At 72.1% G+C, this 20129-nt stretch carries 23 protein-coding genes; 6 read left to right on the forward strand and 17 right to left on the reverse strand.

Annotated elements, in window-relative coordinates:
* Window positions 1–8 precede the first annotated feature (8 nt).
* On the reverse strand, window positions 9–584 hold the full coding sequence (locus tag OG444_RS18160) for an RsiG family protein (RefSeq protein ID WP_327263176.1): 576 nt from the start codon (window positions 582–584) through the stop codon (window positions 9–11).
* Between the two features lie 136 nt (window positions 585–720).
* On the opposite strand from OG444_RS18160, the gene dtd reads away from it, so the two are divergent.
* Window positions 721–1146 carry a D-aminoacyl-tRNA deacylase gene (gene dtd / locus OG444_RS18165; RefSeq protein ID WP_327263177.1) on the forward strand — a complete coding sequence of 142 codons (426 nt, stop codon included), beginning with the start codon at window positions 721–723 and terminating at the stop codon, window positions 1144–1146.
* A 34-nt stretch (window positions 1147–1180) separates the two neighbouring features.
* Here dtd and ygfZ read toward each other — a convergent pair whose 3' ends face one another.
* The 13 genes from ygfZ to OG444_RS18225 form a co-directional block, all read right to left on the reverse strand.
* Entirely contained in the window at window positions 1181–2149 is a 969-nt protein-coding gene (ygfZ, locus tag OG444_RS18170) for a CAF17-like 4Fe-4S cluster assembly/insertion protein YgfZ (protein ID WP_327263178.1), read from the reverse strand.
* Window positions 2150–2170: 21 nt separating this feature from the next.
* Entirely contained in the window at window positions 2171–2626 is a 456-nt protein-coding gene (locus OG444_RS18175) for a Fur family transcriptional regulator (protein WP_327263179.1), read from the reverse strand.
* Window positions 2627–2714: 88 nt separating this feature from the next.
* Window positions 2715–3287, reverse strand: coding sequence for an FABP family protein (locus OG444_RS18180; protein WP_030659031.1), 573 nt, complete (start codon window positions 3285–3287; stop codon window positions 2715–2717).
* 312 nt (window positions 3288–3599) lie between these two features.
* Entirely contained in the window at window positions 3600–4514 is a 915-nt protein-coding gene (locus OG444_RS18185) for a hypothetical protein (RefSeq protein ID WP_327263180.1), read from the reverse strand.
* A complete protein-coding gene (locus OG444_RS18190; protein ID WP_327263181.1) occupies window positions 4511–5581 on the reverse strand; it encodes a hypothetical protein in 1071 nt (356 codons plus the stop codon). Before OG444_RS18190 ends, OG444_RS18185 begins: the two co-directional genes overlap by 4 nt.
* Complete coding sequence (locus tag OG444_RS18195) at window positions 5578–6423, reverse strand: hypothetical protein (protein ID WP_327263182.1); 846 nt, start codon at window positions 6421–6423, stop codon at window positions 5578–5580. The genes OG444_RS18190 and OG444_RS18195 overlap by 4 nt, the downstream gene beginning before the upstream one ends.
* 113 nt (window positions 6424–6536) lie before the next feature.
* On the reverse strand, window positions 6537–6800 hold the full coding sequence (locus tag OG444_RS18200) for a DUF3099 domain-containing protein (RefSeq protein ID WP_052875676.1): 264 nt from the start codon (window positions 6798–6800) through the stop codon (window positions 6537–6539).
* 156 nt (window positions 6801–6956) lie between these two features.
* Window positions 6957–7247, reverse strand: a complete 291-nt coding sequence (locus tag OG444_RS18205) for a DUF1416 domain-containing protein (RefSeq protein ID WP_030011783.1) — start codon at window positions 7245–7247, stop codon at window positions 6957–6959.
* A 60-nt stretch (window positions 7248–7307) separates the two neighbouring features.
* Window positions 7308–8153, reverse strand: a complete 846-nt coding sequence (locus OG444_RS18210; RefSeq protein ID WP_030387261.1) for a sulfurtransferase — start codon at window positions 8151–8153, stop codon at window positions 7308–7310.
* 180 nt (window positions 8154–8333) lie between these two features.
* Complete coding sequence (locus OG444_RS40775; RefSeq protein WP_350875872.1) at window positions 8334–8423, reverse strand: Ms5788A family Cys-rich leader peptide; 90 nt, start codon at window positions 8421–8423, stop codon at window positions 8334–8336.
* A gap of 155 nt (window positions 8424–8578) precedes the next feature.
* A complete protein-coding gene (locus OG444_RS18215) occupies window positions 8579–9295 on the reverse strand; it encodes an LmeA family phospholipid-binding protein (RefSeq protein ID WP_327263183.1) in 717 nt (238 codons plus the stop codon).
* Window positions 9296–9358: 63 nt separating this feature from the next.
* Window positions 9359–10912 carry a hypothetical protein gene (locus OG444_RS18220; protein WP_327263184.1) on the reverse strand — a complete coding sequence of 518 codons (1554 nt, stop codon included), beginning with the start codon at window positions 10910–10912 and terminating at the stop codon, window positions 9359–9361.
* Between the two features lie 10 nt (window positions 10913–10922).
* Window positions 10923–11177, reverse strand: a complete 255-nt coding sequence (locus tag OG444_RS18225) for a MoaD/ThiS family protein (protein WP_030387258.1) — start codon at window positions 11175–11177, stop codon at window positions 10923–10925.
* Between the two features lie 458 nt (window positions 11178–11635).
* Here OG444_RS18225 and OG444_RS18230 point away from each other — a divergent pair, with 458 nt between their 5' ends.
* Window positions 11636–12463, forward strand: a complete 828-nt coding sequence (locus OG444_RS18230; protein WP_327263185.1) for a response regulator transcription factor — start codon at window positions 11636–11638, stop codon at window positions 12461–12463.
* A gap of 24 nt (window positions 12464–12487) precedes the next feature.
* On the forward strand, window positions 12488–13510 hold the full coding sequence (locus tag OG444_RS18235) for a LacI family DNA-binding transcriptional regulator (protein ID WP_327263186.1): 1023 nt from the start codon (window positions 12488–12490) through the stop codon (window positions 13508–13510).
* Window positions 13511–13568: 58 nt separating this feature from the next.
* Here the strand turns inward: OG444_RS18235 and OG444_RS18240 are convergent, their stop codons facing one another.
* On the reverse strand, window positions 13569–14612 hold the full coding sequence (locus OG444_RS18240) for a DNA polymerase III subunit beta family protein (RefSeq protein ID WP_327263187.1): 1044 nt from the start codon (window positions 14610–14612) through the stop codon (window positions 13569–13571).
* A gap of 141 nt (window positions 14613–14753) precedes the next feature.
* On the opposite strand from OG444_RS18240, the gene OG444_RS18245 reads away from it, so the two are divergent.
* From OG444_RS18245 to OG444_RS18255, 3 genes are all read left to right on the forward strand, one after another.
* Window positions 14754–16028 carry a S1C family serine protease gene (locus tag OG444_RS18245; protein ID WP_327263188.1) on the forward strand — a complete coding sequence of 425 codons (1275 nt, stop codon included), beginning with the start codon at window positions 14754–14756 and terminating at the stop codon, window positions 16026–16028.
* 251 nt (window positions 16029–16279) lie between these two features.
* Complete coding sequence (locus OG444_RS18250; protein WP_327263189.1) at window positions 16280–17011, forward strand: response regulator transcription factor; 732 nt, start codon at window positions 16280–16282, stop codon at window positions 17009–17011.
* Window positions 17008–18441 (forward strand): sensor histidine kinase, encoded by a 1434-nt coding sequence (locus tag OG444_RS18255; protein ID WP_327263190.1) that lies wholly within the window; start codon window positions 17008–17010, stop codon window positions 18439–18441. The genes OG444_RS18250 and OG444_RS18255 overlap by 4 nt, the downstream gene beginning before the upstream one ends.
* Here the strand turns inward: OG444_RS18255 and OG444_RS18260 are convergent.
* Window positions 18421–19287 (reverse strand): phosphatidylinositol-specific phospholipase C, encoded by an 867-nt coding sequence (locus tag OG444_RS18260; protein WP_327266838.1) that lies wholly within the window; start codon window positions 19285–19287, stop codon window positions 18421–18423. The two genes, OG444_RS18255 and OG444_RS18260, sit on opposite strands and share 21 nt — an antisense overlap.
* Window positions 19288–19470: 183 nt before the next feature.
* Complete coding sequence (locus tag OG444_RS18265) at window positions 19471–20040, reverse strand: TetR/AcrR family transcriptional regulator (RefSeq protein WP_327263191.1); 570 nt, start codon at window positions 20038–20040, stop codon at window positions 19471–19473.
* Between the last annotated feature and the right edge of the window lie 89 nt (window positions 20041–20129).

A 20129-nucleotide genomic window follows, 5' to 3' on the forward strand; every position in this document is an offset into this window, starting at 1 on the left:
CCGAATTTCTACGCCAGCAGGTCGTCCACCTGCGCCTCGCCCTCCCGGTACCGCCGGGTGATCTCCGCGCTGCAGTCGTCCACCGTGCGCTGGAGCTGCTGGCGGCGGCGCGAGACCTGCTGCTCGTAGCGCACCAGCCGCGCCATCCCGTCGTGCAGTTCGCCGTCCGTACGGGCGCCCAGGTCCGAGAGCTCCACGTCGGACAGCATCTCGGCCGCCAGCAGCCGGTACTCCTCGCTGTGCGGGGTACCGAGCGTGACGTGCCGGGCCGAGGCGCTGCGGCTGGAGGGGGCGTCGGCGAGGATCACCGAGAGCCGGTCCACCACCGGCGTCTCGGGGTCCGTCCGCCGGGCCAGCTCCGCGCGCAGGATGTCGATGCGGCCCTGGAGCAGTCTGCGCACATAGCTCAGATCGGCCTCGTCGCGCTGCGCGTCGCGGCGCAGCGCGCGCAGTTCCGGCAGCCCGAGGGCAGTGGTCGGGGCCTGCGGCCCCTGCGTCTCGGCCGTGCGCTGCGCGGGCGGTCGGACCGCGGCAGCTGCGACGGAGGCGGGTGATGCAGGTACGGAGGTACCAGAAGTATTCATGCGTTCGGGTCCGTCCCCTCGACCGGTGCGGCGTACCCGCACCGCCTGCGTGCATCGTGCCACTCTCCGTGGTCCCCGTGCAGTCCCACTCCACCCGATCGGCCCCGGACGGGTGCAAGCCTGATACACAGGTGGTATGCGAGCAGTGGTGCAGAGGGTCGACGGCGCGAGCGTCGTCGTGGACGGCGAGACCGTGGGCGAGATCGTCGGCGAGGGGCTGTGCGTGCTGGTGGGGGTGACCCACGACGACACCCCGGAGAAGGCGGCGGTGCTGGCGCGCAAGCTGTGGTCCGTACGGATCCTGGAGGGCGAGAAGTCCTGCAGCGACAACGGCGCCCCGCTGCTGGTCATCTCCCAGTTCACGCTCTACGGCGACGCCCGCAAGGGCCGCCGGCCCACCTGGAACGCGGCCGCTCCCGGCCCGGTGGCCGAACCGCTGGTCGACGAGATCGTGGCGCAGCTGCGCGCGCTCGGCGCGACGGTGGAGACGGGCCGGTTCGGCGCGGACATGAGGGTCTCGCTCACCAATCACGGCCCGTTCACCATCGTCATCGACGTCTAGGACGTCCCGGCTACGGAGCTAACGGGCTACGGGGCTACGGGGCTACGACGATCTCCTGCGCGGCGGCCGTCTTCCCGGCCAGCAGCGGCGCGTCGACCGGCACGTTGCGCTTGACCAGGGCGAGCGCGATCGGGCCCAGCTCGTGGTGGCGGACGGCGGTGGTCACGAAGCCCAGCTGGCGGCCCTCCTCCCCGTCCGCGGCGAGCCGCAGCGGGGTGCCGTGCGCCGGGAGCAGCACCTCCGAGCCGTCCAGGTGCAGGAAGACCAGACGGCGCGGGGGCTTCCCCAGGTTGTGGACGCGGGCCACCGTCTCCTGGCCGCGGTAGCAGCCCTTCTGCAGGTGCACGGCGGTGCCGATCCAGCCCAGCTCGTGCGGAATGGTGCGGTGGTCGGTCTCCAGGCCGAGCCGCGGCCGGTGCGCCTCGACGCGCAGTGCCTCGTACGCGAGGAGTCCGGCGGCGGGGCCGTGCCCGGCCGCGAAGGCCTCCAGTTCGGCGCGGGGCAGGAAGACGTCACGGCCGTGCGCGGTCTCCCGTACGACGTGCTCCTTGGCGACCTCGGCGATGGAGCCGGCCGGCAGGTGCACGACCGCGAACTCCTCGGTGCGGTCCGTGACTTCGACGCGGTAGAAGAACTTCATGGACTCCAGGTAGGCGATCAGGTCGCCCTGGGTGCCCGGCTCCACGTGCGCCCACGTGGTCTCGCCGTCGTCCACGAGGTACAGCGCGTGCTCGATGTGGCCGTTCGCGGAAAGGATCAGCGCCTCGGTGGCCTGCCCGGCGGGCAGCTCGGTGAGGTGCTGGGTGAGCAGCAGGTGCAGCCAGCTCAGGCGCTCCGGCCCGGTGACGGTGACGACTCCGCGGTGCGAGAGGTCGACGAAGCCGCGCCCTTCCGCGAGGGCGCGCTGTTCGCCGTACAGCTCGCCGTAGTGGGCGGCGACGCCCTCGTCACGGCCTTCGGCCGGTACGGCGCCGGGGAGATGGAGCAAGGGGCTGCTGGTCATGGGACCAAGCGTACGACCCTGCTAGGGGGTGTCGGCACGCTGCTTGGCGGCGCACTTGCGGCACAGACCGAAGATCGCGAAGTGCTTCATGTCGGTCTCGAAGCCGAAGGCGGTGCGGAGCTTCGCCGTGAACTCGGCGGCGACGTCCACGTCCGCCTCGATGACCTCGGAGCAGTCCCGGCAGACCAGGTGGATGTGGTGGTGCCGGTCGGCGAGGTGGTAGGTGGGCGCCCCGTGCCCGAGGTGGGCGTGCGAGACCAGCTTCAGCTCCTCCAGGAGCTCCAGCGTGCGGTAGACGGTGGAGATGTTGACCCCGGAGGCGGTCTTGCGCACCTCGACGAGGATCTCGTCCGGGGTGGCGTGCTCCAGGGCGTCGACCGCTTCGAGCACGAGCTGGCGCTGCGGTGTCAGCCGGTATCCGCGCTGCCGCAGGTCGCTCTTCCAGTCAGAGCTTTCGGTGTCCACGCTGCTCCCCACCCGGCCAGTGTATGCGCGCGAAGGGGACCGCGGGCTGTCCCGCGGTCCCCTTTCGCACAGCCTTGCGTACGTGCGTACGGCCTGTGGATCAGCGGAAGAAGGCGATGCCGTCGTCCGGCATGTCCGGGAGGTTGCGCGCCATCTCGGCGACCTCCTCGGGCGTGACGACCTTCTTGAGCTGGGCCGACATGTACGGGCGCAGCTCGACGTCGGGCGTGGCCTTCTCGCCGACCCACATGAGGTCGCTCTTCACGTAGCCGTAGAGCCGCTTGCCGCCGCTGTACGGGCCGGAGGCAGCGGTGCGGGCGACGGCGTCGGTGACCAGGTCGATCTGGGGCTTCTGGTCGGCGAGCTCGCCGTACCAGACCTCGACGACGCCCTGGTCGCGGACCATGACGATCTCGACCTTGCGGTCCTTGTCGATGCGCCAGTAACCCGACTCCGACTCCAGCGGGCGCACCTTGTTGCCCTCGGCGTCGAGGACCCAGGTGTGGGAGGTGTACTCCAGGAAGTCCCGGCCGTCGTGGCTGAAGACGACCTCCTGGCCGAAGTTGCACTTCTCCTCACCGGGGAAGTCGAAGACTCCCGCACCCTCCCAGTTGCCGAGGAGGAAGGCGAGCGGGACGAGGCCCGGGTTCAGGTCGGACGGGATCTGGATCATGAATGGCTGCTCAGGCGATCTGTGGGAGGGGTTCCGGGGCGGTCAGTCGGCTGGGCCGAGGCTCAGCGCTGACCCTGGTACAGCTTCTTGACGGCCAGGCCGGTGAAGGCCATGACGCCGACGCAGACCAGGACCAGCAGGGAGGTGAAGACTGCCTCAAGCACGGGGTGCTCCTCGGAATCGTTTCGGGGCTGTACGGGGCCGGTCCCCAAGCCTACTGGCCCGGGGACCGGCACACGCGGTGAGGTGGGCCGCACCCGTGCGCCCGCCGGTGCCCGGCCGGGGCCGGGCACCGTGGCACGGCCCCGGCGGTCAGCTCAGGAGCTGGCCCTGCAGCAGCACGGTCTGGTGGAAGGGGACGGGGGCCACCTCGCCCTTGCGGGTCTGGACGACCATGCCCAGGATGTCACCCGCCTGGAGGCAGCCGATCTTGGTCTGCTCGTCGCCGAGGACGGGCGGGACCTCCTGGTACACGGTGACCTCGCGCTCGCCGATCACGCCCGACCCCGGGAATCCCATCGGGAGGCTGCTGGCCTGCGTGTTCTTGGCCTTGTTCCAGACGTCGTCCAGGTCCAGGGCCGAGACGCCGTCCAGCGGCGCGTTGAACGTGCAGCCCTTGAAGGCGTCCACGAAGCCCGACGCGTGGAAGCGCAGCAGGTACACGTGGGTACGCGTGCCGTCCGCCATGGTCCAGCCGCGCCCGGTGATCTGGCGCAGCCCGTCCCATTCGAGCTGCTGCTTCAGCTTCTCGCGGGCCTCGGGGGTGTACTCCTCCAGGAAGGCGTCGACCGACACCGCCCCGCCCTTGTCCGCCTTGAACGCGTCGTCGGTCTTCGCGCCCTCGGGCGCGGGCAGGAGCAGGCCGGAGAGCACCGCGTAGTGCGTCTCGTCCTTGTTGTCCGGGCCCTGGGGCACGGGGGCGCCCGCGGGCAGCGCGGGCCTGGAGAGCGCCGGGAACGTCCAGCGGCCGTCGCTCTCGGTGGACAGGCCGGGGATGTCGGTGCGCTCGGTCCGGGTGATCCCGTACGCGACGCCCGCGCCGACGACGGCGAAGACGGCGACGGCGGCGGTCCAGCGCAGTGCGGCGAACAGCCGGCGGCGGTCCTTGGGCAGGGCTTCCGGGGCCGCCCCGGGGCCGGGCGCCGGCGCGTCCTCGACCGCGGCCGCGGCCTCCGGACCCGCGGCCGCGGCCGCGGGGGTCGCGTCGATGGTGTTCTGCTCGCTCACGCGGACTCTCCGGGGGACTTGAGGTGGTTCAGCTGTTCCTTGAACAGGGCCGCTGCGTCATTGGGCAGGAAGTCCCCGGACCCGTACACCCGGAAGCTCACCATCACGTCGCCCTGGACGGCCAGGCAGTCGAGGGCGTCGATCTTCTCGTCCTTCTCCCGGATGAGGGGGGTCAGCATGCACTTGGCGTCCGGGAAGCCGTCCACCTTGGGCGCCTTCCCGTCGGCGTCGACGAGCGAGAGGATCTTCTTGCTGAACTCGCCGAACTGGGCGAGCTGCTGGGGATCCGCCTGCATGAGCTGGATCTCGACCACCGACGCGCCGGCGCCGTGGCGCCTGGCGTAGCTGCGTCCGGCCACCCCCTTGAGCTTCAGACCGGAGAGGGCCTTGTCGCGCTCCGCGCGCTCGTCGCCGGAGAGACCCGTGTGGTCCTCCTTGGCGATCTGCAGGGCCCGCTCGCCCGAGATGAAGTAGTTGTTGCCCTCGGCGTCGACGTCGGGGCCGAGCCAGTAGTCCTTGGGGAGCGGCAGCAGCTTGCTCTGAAGCTCGTTGGCCGGTACGGACGGCGCCTCGCCCGCCTCGGCGACGGGTGCGTCCTCGGCCAGCCAGTAGCGGGTGGGCGCGGTCCGGTCGGCATCGCCGAGTGCGGCCGCGGCCCCCAGGCCGGCGCCCACGAGGACGACGGCGCCCACGGCGGCGGCCACCAGCCTGACGGTCCGACGGTTCGCCCTGCGCGCGGGCGCGGGCTCCTGGACGGCCTCAGGGGCGACGACCGGGGCCACGGCGGCCTCGGGCACGACGGGCTCAGGCGCAATCGGCTCCGCCGCCACGGCCTCGGGCACAACGGCCGGGGCCACAGCGGGCTCGGGCACGGCCTGCTCAGCCGCCACGGGCTCGGGAGCGACGGCTTCCGGCGCCGCCCCCTCGGGCACGACGGCTTCCGGCGCCACGGCTTCGGGCGCCACGGCTTCGGGCGCCGCCGCCTCCGGCACGGCCGGCTCTGCGGGCACGGCCGGCTCCGGCGTGCCGGCCTTCACGGCGTCGGTCACGTTCTGCCGCTCGCTCACAGCCGCTCCATCTGTCGCTTGGCCAGCTCGGCGACGGCGTTCGCGTCGACCTTGCCGCGGTTGTTCGTGAACTTGAGGTGCATGACGATGTCGCCGCGGCGGACGATCGCAGTGCCGTGGCGGAGCGGGTGGTAGCCGGGCTTCTCGTCGGCTTCGGAGTCGATCCACAGCTGGCCGAAGTCATCGGGAACGCCCGGAACCTCCCGGCCGTTGTTGCCCGCGAACTTCTTCGTCGGCATGTAGCTGTTCACACCCGCCTGGAATTCTTCGGCCCCCCTGCGGTTCCGGAACTGGAGCAGGGTGATCTCGACGAAGTCCCGGTCGTCCACGGACCAGTGCACGGAGGCGATCCGCCGGACGCCGTCGGCGATGATGCCGCCGACCCCACCGGACGGTTTCGCGAAGTGGTCGATGGAGAACTCGTCCGGGGACTGCGGGCCCGAGAAGACGTTCTGGGCTCCGCCGGGGACCTCCACCAGCTTCTTGACGAGGTCCTCGTCCGCCTTGTGCCAGCGGTTGGCGTTGATCGAGCGCAGGGTCGTCGTGTCGTTGACCGCCAGCGGCTTCGGGCCCTTCACGTCCTGCTGCGCCAGCGGCGCCAGGGGGGTGGGCTCGCGGTGGTACTGGACCGCGTAGCCGGTGACCGTACCGGCGAGCACGCCGAGCACGGCCGCGCCCGCGATCAGGATCGTCGTACGGCCCCGCCCCCGGCGGGGACGCGGGGCCGGAGCGTCGGCCGGCGCATCCGGGGAGTCGGCGGATTCCGGAGCATCCGGAACGTGCGGATCTGCCCCGGCCTCCCCCGTGTTCCGCTGCTCAGGGATGGTCTGTTCGTGTTCCAAAAGGGTCCCCCACAAGCCTGGTGGCGCGGGTTGCTTACCCGCGCGTACCCCATGACCCGTACCGGAGGAGGGCAGTTGTACGAATGTGGATCACATTCTCGTCTCGCGGCGTTTCAGTCCTCGTGGCGCCGCTTCCCGTCCAGCTCGTCCCACCACTCGTCGGACTTCGGATCGCCCGAGGGGTCGTCCCACCAGCGGTCGTCCGGGCCGCGCCGGTTGGCGATCATCGCGGCGACCGGCGGAATGACCATCGCGACCACGCACATGGCCACCGCGGCCTCGACCGACCACAGGCGCACGACGGCCCAGGCGGAGACGAAGAGGACCAGGCATCCGCCCATCAGCAGGAAGTAGGCGCGTCGGCGCCGGGCGTACATGCCTCCAGCGTAGGTCCGCCGCCCCCGGGCGCAAGACGTCCGGACGGGCGCGGACCCGTCCGGACGGCACGAAGGGCCGCACCCCGTTCCAGTGGCGTCCAACCCCCGGGGGTGCGGCCCTTCGGCCGTTCTTTCAGGCGATCACCTGGGCGGTGCTCAGACCGCGATCGCCACGTCCGTCACGCCGCCGGCCTCGGCGACCACCACGGCACGGTCCGCCTGGGCACCCGGGACGAGCGCGCGCAGCGTCCAGGAGCCGGTGGCGGCGTAGAAGCGGAACTGGCCGGTCGCCGAGGTCGGGACCTCGGCCGTGAACTCACCGGTCGAGTCCAGCAGGCGGACGTAGCCGGACACCGGCTCGCCGTCCTTGGTGATCTGACCCTGGATGGCGGTCTCACCGGGCTTCAGCGTCGCGAGGTCGGGCCCGCCGATCTGTGCTCCACACATGTTCTCTGTCCTGTCCTAGAGAGGTCGTACTACGAGGGCGTCGCGTGCCCGGTGGTCTGGTTACTTGTTGGGGCCGAGCTCGATCGGCACGCCCACGAGCGAGCCGTACTCGGTCCACGAACCGTCGTAGTTCTTGACGTTCTCCTGGCCCAGGAGCTCGTGCAGCACGAACCACGTGAGCGCGGAGCGCTCACCGATGCGGCAGTAGGCGATGGTGTCCTTCGCCAGATCGACCTGCTCCGCCTCGTAGAGGGCGGTCAGCTCGTCGTCCGACTTGAAGGTGCCGTCGTCGTTGGCGTTCTTCGACCACGGGATGTTGCGGGCGCTCGGCACGTGGCCGGGGCGCTGCGACTGCTCCTGCGGGAGGTGGGCCGGGGCGAGCAGCTTGCCGGAGAACTCGTCGGGCGAACGGACGTCGACCAGGTTCAGGGAGCCGATCGCGGCCACGACGTCGTCGCGGAAGGCGCGGATGGAGGTGTCCTGGGCCTTGGCCTTGTACTCGGTGGCCGGGCGGTTCGGGACGTCCTTGCCGTCGACCAGGTCGCGGGAGTCGAGCTCCCACTTCTTGCGGCCGCCGTCGAGGAGCTTCACGTCCTGGTGACCGTAGAGCTTGAAGTACCAGTAGGCGTAGGACGCGAACCAGTTGTTGTTGCCGCCGTAGAGGACGACGGTGTCGTCGTTGGAGATGCCCTTGGCGGAGAGGAGCTTCTCGAAGCCCTCCTGGTCCACGAAGTCGCGGCGGACCGGGTCCTGGAGGTCGCTCTTCCAGTCGATCCGGACGGCGTTGGTGATGTGGTTCTTGTCGTACGCGGACGTGTCCTCGTCCACCTCGACGATGACGACATTGGCGTCGTTCAGGTGGGCCTCGACCCAGTCGGCGTCTACGAGGACGTCGCTGCGGCTCATGGTGTTCTCCTCCGGGGCAGTGTGCGGCGGGGCTGTGCGGGTGACGCGGTGCTGCGTGCCTGCGGGTGCGCTCGAGGTCCTGCGCGGGGAGGCGTCAGGGGATCAGGAGGCTTCTGGTGCGGTCACGCGGGAAGGGCCGTGGGGCCGTCGTCCGGTCGATGGAGCGGATGCGCTCACAGGTCACATGGATCGACAGAGCATGGCGGCGACGCGACACAGGTCTACTGCCCGTCGCTTCGTGAGGTCCGCCTGCTGATGCTTCATAGCCATGGATCGTAGGGACGAATCGGCCGCCCTGTCACCGGCGTGTCATATACCGAGACAGGATCGTCCGAATATTGGGATCCGAGTGCCCCGGGCGGCCGCCGCGCCGCCCCCGGGACCCGTTGTGCGGCCCGTCCTTCTGCGGATCGGACCGCACCGTCTCACGATCCGGCCACCACCACGTTCGAGCCGCCCAGCGTGAGGTGCACACCGGCCTCGTCCGAGGTCAGGGACGACAGCTGGAGTCCGGCCGGCATGCCGCTGCCGAGATCGCGGTCGAAGTCGGTCTTCTTGCGGATCGTCTTCTCGACCAGCGGAACGCTCCCGCCGGGCACCTCGTCGGCGCGCACCCGGACGATCTTCCCGCCCTTTCCGCCCGGCGCATCCTGGAGGGTGATGGTCGCCACCACGCTGTGCGTCAGGGTCTTGCCGAGGAGGTCCACGGACGCGGTGACCTTCACCTTGCCCGGCGCCCCGCCGTAGGCGAGGGTCGCGCCGCTCTGCGAGGCCGCCGTCAGGTCCGCGTACGTGATGAGCGCGCTGCCCTCGGCCCGCTGGGCGGTGCCGCCGCTGTAGTCACCGTCCAGCGTCACGCTGCGGAAGCTCGCGTCCAGCTCGGAGAGCCGGGTCTTGCGGCCCTCGGCGGCGATCTCGACGCCCCGCAGCTTCAGGTCGACCCGGTCCAGCTCGCGGCCGGCCAGCTGGGTGAGGAAGGGGAATCCGTGGATCTCCACCTCCGAGGAGCCGGCCAGGCCCTGCCGCGCCTGTATCCGCTCGGCCAGCTGGTTCTCGGCATAGCCGGACGCCCAGCGGTCCACGCCCACGAACAGGGCTCCCAGCACCACTCCGATGATCACAACGACGCGCAGGAAACGCACGTTCCCTCCCCCTACTAGTCGGTACGTGCGTTCTAGTTGACCATGCCCCTCGTCGGGGAGGGATCAGCCCACCACCCTGCCGATCAGGTACACGGCGGGGGCGGCCGCCGCGAGCGGCAGCGCGACACCGGCCGTCATGTGCACGAACTTCGACGGGTAGTCGTACGCCGCCACGCGCAGCCCGACCAGCGCGCACACGCCGGCGACGAGACCGATGAGGGCCCCGCCCACGCCGACCGAGGTCATACCGCCGACCGCGATGCCGGCGCCGGCGGCCGCGGCCAGCGAGACGCCGACCGACGGGGCGGTGGGCAGCGGCAGCGCACGCGTGAAGACGGCGACCGCGACGGCCGCGGCGCCGACCGTGGCGGCGGCGGAATCGGCCGCCAGGTAGCCGGCGCAGATGATGGCGAGCGCGGCCGAGGCCACGGAGGCCATCAGGCCGTACATCCGCTCGTCGGGATCGGCGTGGCTGCGCAGCTGGAGGACGAGCGTGAGCAGCACCCAGGCGCCGAGGGTGCCCACGATCGCGCCGGGTCCGTACGGGGAGTCCACGGCGAGCACGGCCACGTCGGCGACGACGGCTCCGGCGAAGGCGAGGGCGATGCCCTGGCGGGCCGGCCACATGCCGTTGAGGCGGAACCAGCCGGCCGCGGTGAGGCCCTGGAGGGCGATCAGCGGCAGGAGCAGGGCGTACTGCCCGAGGGCGGCGGCCACGGCGAGCAGCAGTCCGAGGACGGCGGTGATTATGGCGGGCTGCGGTCCGGGATCGATGATCGGCGAGCGGCCCTCGGCGCGGGCCTGGGCCGGGTCGACGGCGCGCACGGTGTTGCCGGCGAGGGTCGGCGGGGACCAGGAGGTGATCTCCTGCGGCTCGCCGGGGACCTCGGCCGGGTCCGCGCCCGGGGCGGAGGCCGCGGCTTGGGGCGGGAGGTACGCGGTCTGCTCGGCGGCGGACACGTCCGTCACCGGCGGCAGGTACGCGGTCTGCTCGACCGGCGGCTGCTGGTGCTGCTGGTGCTGCGGCGGCTGCTGCTCGTGCTCGGGGCCCGGGTACGGCGGCAGATAGGCCGTCTCGGCGCCCTGCGGCCAGTCCTGGACCGGAGCCGCGGCGGGAGTCCGGGCCTGTCCCTGGGCCTGGGCCTCGTCCCGGAACCAGCCCTCCGGAGCCACCGGCTGCTGGAGCTGCGGCGGCTGCTGCTCGTGCTCGGGGCCCGGGTACGGCGGCAGATAAGCCGTCTCGGCACCCTGCGGCCAGTCCTGGACCGGAGCCGCAGCGGGAGTCAGGGCCTGTCCCTGGGCCTGGGCCTCGTCCCGGAACCAGCCCTCCGGAGCCACCTGCTGGTACGGGTCCGGTGCGGGTGCCTGAGCCTGCGCCTGGGCCTGGGCGTAGCCGTCCGGCCAGGGGCCCGGGGCCGCCGGGGCCTCCTCCCGGTACCAGCTCTCGGGCGCGACCGGCTGCCCGGGCACCGCACCCAGCGGCGGGTGCACCGGCTGGTAGCTGGTGTCCCAGGTGTCGGACTGCCAGGTCTGGGTCCCGTACGGATCCTGCTGCTGTTGCTGCTGTTGCTGCTGCTGCGCGTACTGCTGTCGCTGCTGCTCTTCAGGCGTGCTCATCGGCTCCCGCTCACCCGCCCGCGAACGGCGGAAGCACCTCTACGGTGCCGCCCTCGGTCAGCGGGACGGAATCGTGCGGGCGCTTGCCCACAGGCTCGTCATTCACGAGGAAGGAGCAGCGCAGCAGGACCCGGGTCAGCTCCCCGGGGTGGCGTTCCCGCACGGCGTCGAGCGCCTCGGCCAGTGTGCCCGCCGAGTACGGCTCCTCCGCCGTCTTGGCCGCGGCCTTGGCCGCCGCCCAGTAGCGGATGGTTCCGGTTGCCACTGCAGCTCCTATCGTCGGCTCTCTACCGTCGGCCTCCATGATGGCCCCTCCCACCCCTGACCCCGGCGTGCCCCGACGCGCCGGGTGTGCGCCCGGGGCCCGGCGGTACCTCTCGGCGGGCCGCCGATCCGGTGAAACCCGCCCCCAACCAGGGCGGCAGCGTGGGATGAACCACAGAAGCGGAAGAGGAAGAAGCCTCTGCCACGAAAGCGCGGGTGGGCTATTCTGCTTGGCGAGAGGATCCGGGCAATGTTGCCCCCGGGTCCTTTTGTGCTTTCAGAACGTTGAACGAACCGAGAACAGTGGTATCCATGCGGACCCCAGGGCGCGGGGACCGCCGGACACCGGGCAAGCCGTACGAAGCAGTACCGCGCACGTCCTCGACGGGACCGAGGAGGAACCGACGTGATGGACCAGCGAACCGTGCACCACCGTCCGACCCGGGCAGGTGGTCGGTCGTGAGCTCACTCCTGCTGCTCACCAACGCCCTGCAGCCGTCCACCGAGGTGCTCCCCGCACTCGGCCTGCTGCTGCACAACGTCCGGGTGGCCCCGGCCGAGGGCCCCGCCCTGGTGGACACCCCGGGAGCCGATGTCATCCTCGTGGACGGCCGCCGCGACCTGCCGCAGGTGCGGTCGCTGTGCCAGCTGCTCCGCTCCACCGGACCCGGCTGTCCGTTGATCCTCGTCGTCACCGAGGGCGGCCTCGCGGCCGTCACCGCCGACTGGGGCATCGACGACGTCCTGCTGGACACCGCCGGCCCGGCCGAGGTCGAGGCGCGGCTGCGGCTGGCCACCGGCCGCCAGCAGCTGGGCTCGGACGATTCCCCGATGGAGATCCGCAACGGCGACCTGTCGGTGGACGAGGCGACCTACTCCGCCAAGCTCAAGGGGCGGGTGCTCGACCTCACCTTCAAGGAGTTCGAGCTGCTCAAGTACCTCGCCCAGCACCCGGGCCGGGTCTTCACGCGCGCCCAGCTGCTGCAGGAGGTCTGGGGCTACGACTACTTCGGCGGCACCCGGACCGTCGACGTGCACGTACGGCGGCTGCGCGCGAAACTCGGCCCCGAGCACGAGTCCCTGATCGGCACGGTCCGCAACGTCGGCTACCGCTTCGTCACGCCGGAGAAGGTCGAGCGGGCGGCGGCGGAGGCCGCGGCGCAGGCGGCGGCCAAGACGGCCGCGCAGGCCGCGGCGCGGACGACCGCGCAGCAGGACCCGGCCGTCACCCGATCGGCCGAAGATCCTGTGAGCATCCACTCGGCAGGACGCCCTGCCCAGAGGTAGGTCACCCCGCGTAGACTGCCGCGCGTGGCCAAGGTGACGCGGGATGACGTGGCACGACTTGCGGGTACGTCTACCGCCGTCGTGAGCTACGTCATCAACAACGGACCCCGGCCGGTCGCCCCGGCCACGCGCGAGCGTGTACTCGCCGCGATCAAGGACCTGGGCTACCGCCCGGACCGGGTCGCCCAGGCGATGGCGTCGCGGCGCACCGACCTCATAGGCATGATCGTCCCCGACGCGCGTCAGCCGTTCTTCGCGGAGATGGCGCACGCGGTCGAGCAGGCCGCCGCCGAGCGCGGGAAGATGGTGCTCGTCGGCAATTCCGACTACCGCACCGAGCGCGAGGTCCACTACCTGCGGGCCTTCCTCGGCATGCGGGTCTCCGGCCTGATCCTGGTCAGCCAGGGCATGAGCGAGCAGGCCGCCAGCGAGATCGAGGCCTGGGACGCCCGGGTCGTGCTGCTGCACGAGCGCCCGGAGGCGATCGACGACGTCGCCGTCGTCACGGACGACATCGGCGGCGCCCAGCTCGCCACCCGCCACCTGCTGGAGCACGGGCACGAGTACGTGGCCTGCATCGGCGGCGTCGAGAACACCCCGTCGGTCGGCGACCCGGTCGCCGACCACGTCGAGGGCTGGCGGCGGGCCATGCAGGAGTCCGGCCGCTCGGTGGAGGGCCGGCTCATCGAGGCCCCCTACAACCGCTACGACGCGTACACGGTCGCCCTGGAGGTCCTGGCCCGGCCCGACCGCCCGACCGCCATCTTCTGCGCCACGGACGACCAGGCCATCGGCGTGCTGCGTGCCGCGCGCGAGCTGCGCATCGACGTGCCGGGGGAACTGGCCGTCGCGGGCTTCGACGACGTCAAGGAAGCCGCCCTCACGGACCCGCCGCTGACCACGATCGCCTCGGACCGCCCGGCGATGGCCCGCGCGGCCGTGGACCTGGTGCTGGACGACGGCCTGCGCGTGGCCGGCTCACGTCGGGAACGGCTGAAGCAGTTCCCCTCCGCCCTGGTGATCCGCCGCTCCTGCGGCTGCCGCTGATCCCGCGCGGTCACGAGGGCGCGCGGTCACCGGCTCACGCGGTCACGCGGTCACGCGGTCACGCGTCGAGGGTGCACGGCATCAGCAGGGAGAAGGCGTCCTCGGTGCCCCGGCGCAGGAGCACCAGCGGGGCCTTGGGGCCGACGTACTCCAGCAGCATGTCCTCCCCGGCGGCGAGCGCGTCGAGGAGGAGGGCGGGGTTGACCCCCACCCGGTCGCCGTCGAGGTCCGCGTCGGCGGCGCAGGCGTCGTCGGCGACGGTCACCGTGTCCGTCAGGACCAGGGCGCACCTTTCGCCGCCCTGAGCGGCAAGGGCCCGTCGCAGGGCCGGTACGTCCAGGGCGATGCGGCGCCCCTCGGGCAGCTGCATCAGGCGGCGGTAGTCGGGGAACTCCTCGCCGAGGCCCCGCCCGGCCACCCGGCGGCCCTCGGTCTCCAGCTCGACCCCGTCCCCGTCCACGGTCAGGACGGCCGTGGAGCCGTCGCCCAGCAGGGCCCGCATCGCGTCCACGAGCGGGGCGGGCACGGTCAGCTGCACCCGCTCGCCGCCGTGGCCGGTGGTGGACGCGCGGGCCACGGCCATCCGGTAGCGGTCGGTGGCCACGAGGTGCAGGCCCGTCCCCTCCGCGTCGAAGAGGATCCCGCCGAGCACCGGCAGTTCGGGGTCGCCGCCGACGGCGAAGCGTACGGCGTCCAGTGCGGCCGCGAACTCCGCGGCGGGCAGGGTCAGCCGGGCGGTGCGGGTGGTGGTGGTCATGGTGTTCTCCTTGGGTCCCAGTAGCGCGCGTACCGTGGCGAGCGCTCCGCGCGCATCGGCGAGTTCGCGTTCGAGCCGCCGCAGGTGGGCGTCCAGCAGGCGGGGCACCAGGCCGGTGTCGCCGCCGGACCAGCCCGCCAGCACGAGCCGGATGTCCGCGAGCGGCATCCCCGCCTGCCGGAGCCGGGCCAGCAGCCGGGCCTCGTCGAGCTGCTCGGGCGCGTACCAGCGGTATCCCGTCGCCGGGTCCACCCGGGCGGGCACCAGGACGCCCGCGCGGTCGTAGAACCGCAGGGCGCTCACGCCCAATCCGCTGTCGCGGCCCGTCTCACCAATGCTGTGCATCTCGCTCTCCACACCCGTGACTCTGGGACCTCCACCAGGTCGAGGGTCAAGGCCGGTTCTCATATCGCGCATACGCGGTTCTGTCGGGCTTCTCAGGCCCGGCTCAGGAAGCTCTCATCATCGGCGGGAAGAGTCACTGTCATGACCGACAGCTTCCGCCGCGAAGGCGAGTACCCGCAGGAGAACAGCCCGGCCCAGCACGCGCCGTTCGGCGAGGACTGGCAGCGCGGGCGCGACCGTCTGGCGCACGAGACCGGGGTCGGCACCGGTACGGGAACCGGGGCCGGAACCGGTGCCGGGGCCGCGGCCTACCCGCCGCCGCCCTCCTACCCGCCCGCCGCCCCCGGCTGGCACGAGGCGCACCAGCCGCCGGTCATCCGCGGCGAGACGGTTCCGGCGGCAGCGGGCGGAGCCGGCGTGGGCGGCCGGGGCGAGGACGGCGGCCCGCGCCAGCCCGCCCACGCCGCGCCCCCCGCACCGCGCGCCAAGCGGCCCGTCGCCCTGCTGGCCGCGGTCGCACTCGCCGCAGCCCTGGTCGGCGGCGGCACCGCGGCCGCCGTCCAGCAGCTGATGGACCGGCAGGCCACCGCCGCGGTCGGCGGCGTCAACGGCACCAACGTCGCGCAGTCCGGCAATGGCACCGTCTCCGGAGTCGCCGAGCAGGTCAGCCCCTCGGTCGTCCGTATCGACGTCCGCACCGGCTCCGGCCAGGGCACCGGCTCCGGCGTCGTGATCACCGCCGACGGCGAGATCGTCACCAACAACCACGTGGTGAGCGGCGCCGCCGAAATCCAGGTGACCATGAGCAACGGCAAGAAGTACTCCGCCAAGATCGTCGGCACGGACCCCGACAAGGACCTGGCCCTGATCAAGCTCCAGGGCGCGTCCGGGCTGAAGCCCGCCAGGCTCGGCGACTCCGGCGGCGTCAAGGTCGGCGACCAGGTCGTCGCCATCGGCTCCCCCGACGGCCTCACCGGCACCGTCACCAGCGGCATCGTCTCCGCCCTGAACCGCGAGGTGAAGGTGCCGAAGTCCGAGCAGCAGTCACCCCAGGGCCGGCAGCAGGACGGGGACAGCTGGCCGTTCTCCTTCGGCGGCCGCCAGTTCAACGGGGACACCGGGTCCGACACCACCTCGTACAAGGCCCTCCAGACGGACGCCTCCCTCAACCCCGGCAACTCCGGCGGCGCCCTGGTCAACATGAACGGCGAGATCGTGGGCATGCCCTCCGCGATCTACTCTCCCGCCTCCGGCAATTCCGCCGCCGGCAGCGTCGGCCTCGGCTTCGCCATCCCGGTGAACACGATCAAGGCCGACCTGGACTCCCTCCGCAAGGGCGGCCCCGGCGGGGCCGGCTCCCCGGACACCGGCACCGGCGGCGGATCCGCCGCCGACGGCTTCGGCACCGTCTTCTAGTGCTGTGACCGGAAAGGTCCACCGGGTCGCGGCGCCCGGCACGGCACCTCGCCGCGTTGTCGGACCACGCAAGTACGTCCAGTACGAGCCGCGGCCCTCCGCCTTGCGATGCACCGCACCGGACACCGCGACCCGGCACACCTTTCCGGCCACAGCACTAGGCGGACGGGACCCGGCCCGCCCGTGCGAGGCTGGAAGCGCCGTCACCCGCCGCACACCGCGGCCGGCCAACACACCCGGGAGACCCATCCATGAACCCCGCCGAAGGCGAAGCGCGGATCCTCGTCGTCGACGACGAACCGGCCGTACGCGAGGCCCTGCGCCGCAGTCTCGCCTTCGAGGGGTACGCCGTGCAGACCGCCGTCGACGGGCTCGACGCCCTCGACCGGGCGGCCTCGTACGCCCCCGACCTGATCGTCCTGGACATCCAGATGCCCCGGATGGACGGGCTGACGGCGGCCCGCCGGCTGCGGGCCTCCGGCAGCGTCACACCGATCCTGATGCTCACCGCGCGCGACACCGTCGGCGACCGCGTCACCGGCCTCGACGCGGGCGCCGACGACTACCTCGTCAAGCCGTTCGAGCTCGACGAGCTCTTCGCCCGCGTCCGCGCCCTGCTGCGGCGCAGCTCCTACGCGACCTTGCAGGCGGGCACCGAGACCCGGGAGGACGCGCTCACCTTCGGCGACCTGCGCATGGACCTCGCGACCCGCGAGGTCACCCGGGCCGGACGGCCGGTGGAACTGACCCGGACCGAGTTCACGCTGCTGGAGATGTTCCTGGCGCACCCGCGCCAGGTCCTGACCCGCGAGCAGATCCTCAAGACCGTCTGGGGCTTCGACTTCGAACCCAGCTCCAACTCCCTGGACGTGTACGTGATGTACCTGCGCCGCAAGACCGAGGCGGGCGGCGAGCCCCGTCTCGTCCACACCGTGCGCGGGGTCGGCTACGCCCTGCGGGCCGGCGAGAGCGGGCCCGAGTGAGCCCGGCCGCCAGATTCCGCGCGCTGCCGCTGCGCTCGCGGCTCGCGCTGCTGGTCACGGTGGCCGTGGCACTCGCCGTCGCGGGCGTGGCGGCGGTGTCGTGGGTGATGGTCCGCACCCAGCTGAGCGAACAGCTGGACAGCTCGCTGCGCGCCACCGACGCCGCGGCCCAGGCCAACCAGGTCTACGCCAAGCTGCGCTGCGTCCCCGGCCCGCCCCTGCCGGACCAGGCGGCCAACAACCTCAGCGCGCAGGTGCAGATCGTGCTGCCGGACGGCGGCCACTGCTGGGTCGACGGCAACAACACCCTGAAGGTCACCGCGATCGACCTGGAGGTCGCCCAGCGACGCCGGGGCCCCGTTCTCTACGACGCGACCACCTCCAACGGCATCCCCGTCCGCGTCTACACGCAGCCCGCCCTCGTGGGCAGCCAGCCCGCCGCACTGTCCGTGGCCAAGCCGCTCGCCGACATCGACAATCCCCTGTCCACCCTGGCCTGGGTGCTGCTCCTGGTCTGCGGCATCGGGGTCGTCGGCGCGGGCGCCGCCGGCCTGTGGGTGGCCCGGACCGGGCTCCAGCCGGTCGACGAACTGACCGACGCCGTCGAGCACATCGCCCGTACCGAGGACCTCACCGTCCGGATCCCCGACGAGGGCGACGACGAGATCGCCCGCCTGTCCCGGTCCTTCAACTCGATGACGGCGGCCCTCGCCTCCTCCCAGGACCGGCAGGCCCAGCTGATCGCGGACGCCGGGCACGAGCTGCGCACCCCGCTGACCTCCCTGCGCACCAACATCGAGCTCCTCGCGCGCAGCGAGGAGACCGGCCGGGCCATCCCGCCCGACGACCGGCGCGAGCTGCTCGCCTCGGTCAAGGCGCAGATGACGGAACTGGCCTCGCTCATCGGCGACCTGCAGGAGCTGTCCCGGCCGGACGCGGCCTCCCCCGGCCCGCTCGGCGTGGTCGCCCTGCACGAGATCACCGGCGCCGCACTGTCCCGGGCCCGGCTGCGCGGTCCTGAGCTCCGCTTCGACTCGGACCTGCGGCCCTGGTACGTCCGGGGCGAGGCGGCGGCGCTGGAGCGGGCGGTGGTCAACGTCCTGGACAACGCGGTGAAGTTCAGCCCGCCCGGCGGCACCGTCGAGGTGACCCTGCGGGCGGGCCGGCTGACCGTACGGGACCACGGTCCGGGCATCCCGGCCGAGGACCTGCCGCACGTCTTCGAACGGTTCTGGCGGTCCCCGTCGGCCCGCGCCCTGCCCGGCAGCGGGCTGGGACTGTCGATCGTGGCCCGTACGGTCGCGCGCGCGGGCGGCAGCGCCGAACTGCGGGCGGCGGCCGACGGCGGCCCGGGCACGGAGGCGGTGCTCCGGATCCCGGGGGCGCCGGCGCCGCCGCCCTCCGATCCGTCAGTTGTGCCGGATCAGTGAGGTGACGAGGCCGGAGCGGGTGTTCGGGAAGTCCATCGGGACAATGCCGAGCCCGGTCCGGCCCGACATCTCCGCGCCGTCGACGAAGCCGTGCACCTGCGGGTTGAGGCGGTCGGAGTTCCAGCGCGGCGGCATGTACGCCGAGGTGCTGACGTAGTTGACGAAGAGCTTGCCGGGCTGCTGGACGGCCCTGCGGAAGTGATTCTCGATCTTGCCGCGCTTGGCGAAGGGCTCGGCGTTCCAGTCGTCCTGAATGTCGAAGACATTGCCGTCTCCGTAGCGCAGCCCCGGCAGGCCGCCGTTGTCGGCGAGCAGGACCACCTTCCCGCGGGCCTGTCCCAGAGAGGGCAGGGAGTCCGCGATCCGGAACAGCGGCCGCCAGCCGCGGTTGTTCAGGTAGTCGTCGAAAACGGCGCGGAAGGTGGCGTCGCTCTCCCCGGAGTACTCCTGCTTGACGCGCATCAGGACGGTCTCGGAGGGGTGCGCGGCGAGAAAGTTCCAGCAGGCGACGAGGACGTCCCCGAACATCAGGTTCTGGTAGAAGGACCCGTGGTGGATCGCGAAGGATCCGCCGGTGACGCGGCAGCGGACGTCCAGGAAGCGGATCCCGGCGTCGAGCTGCTCGGTGATCGAGGTGTTCTGGCAGGCGACGTAGAGCCCGCCGTGGCGGGCGCCGGAGTCGTGGGTGCCGGGGATGGTCATCCGCTGCAGGGCGGTGGAGTCGCCGAGGCCGGCCATCCAGTCCTGGGTGCCGAGGGCCGCCGCGGCGGCCGGTGCGGATGCGACCCCCAGTCCGGCGGCCGCTCCCGCGGCCAGTGCTCCGGCCAGGAAAGCCCGCCGGCCCATGCCCGTGCCGGTACGCGGGCCCGTGACCGGGCCCGGGCCCGTGCCTGTTCTCGTGCTCGTGCCCGTGCCCGTGCCCGTGACCGTGCCTGTGCTCGTGCCCGTGACCATGCCCGCCCCTTCGCCGACCCGGTGATGGCCGGATTATGGCGTGCACACGTCACAGTTACTACCCGTCGGTAGCAGTCAGTCTTCGAGCAACCCGACCATCTCGCGCAGCCCCCGGAGCAGCTCCCGGCCGTCCGGAGCCTGCTCCGGATCGGTTAGGGTCTGCACCATCACCCCGCTCAACAGTGCGATGTGCATCGAGCCGAGTGCGCGTACGTCCTCCTGCGACACCTCCGACTCCGGCACCCCGCGCAGCGCGGCGGCCACCATCCGGCGGTTGCGGCGCTGGCCCTCGGCCAGGATCGCGAGCAGCTCGGGCGAGGACTGCGCGTGCACGAAGGCCTCGACGGAGGCCAGCCACAGCCAGCGCATCTCGCCGAAGTCCCGGATCTTGCGGTCCCAGGTGTCGGCGTAGCGCTCCCCCGCGCTCTCCCCCTCCCCTGCGAGCCGGCCGGAGCCCGCGGCCCACTCCTCCATCGCGGCGAACAGCGCCTGGTTGAGCAGCGCCTCGCGCGACCCGAAGTGGTAGCCGATCGCGGCCATGCTCACCTCCGCGGCCGTGGCGATGTCGCGCACGGTCGTGCGCAGGTAGCCCTTCTCCTCCAGGCAGCGCCGGGCTCCGGCCAGCAGGTCCTCGCGATTTCCCATGCCGGGATCGTATCCACCGCCCACTTGGGCAAGCGCGCAAGACAAGCGTATTGCGCGCTTGCCCAAATCCTGACAGGGTGGAGCCGTCG

The sequence above is a fragment of the Streptomyces sp. NBC_01232 genome (genome assembly GCF_035989885.1).
Lineage (GTDB): Bacteria > Actinomycetota > Actinomycetes > Streptomycetales > Streptomycetaceae > Streptomyces.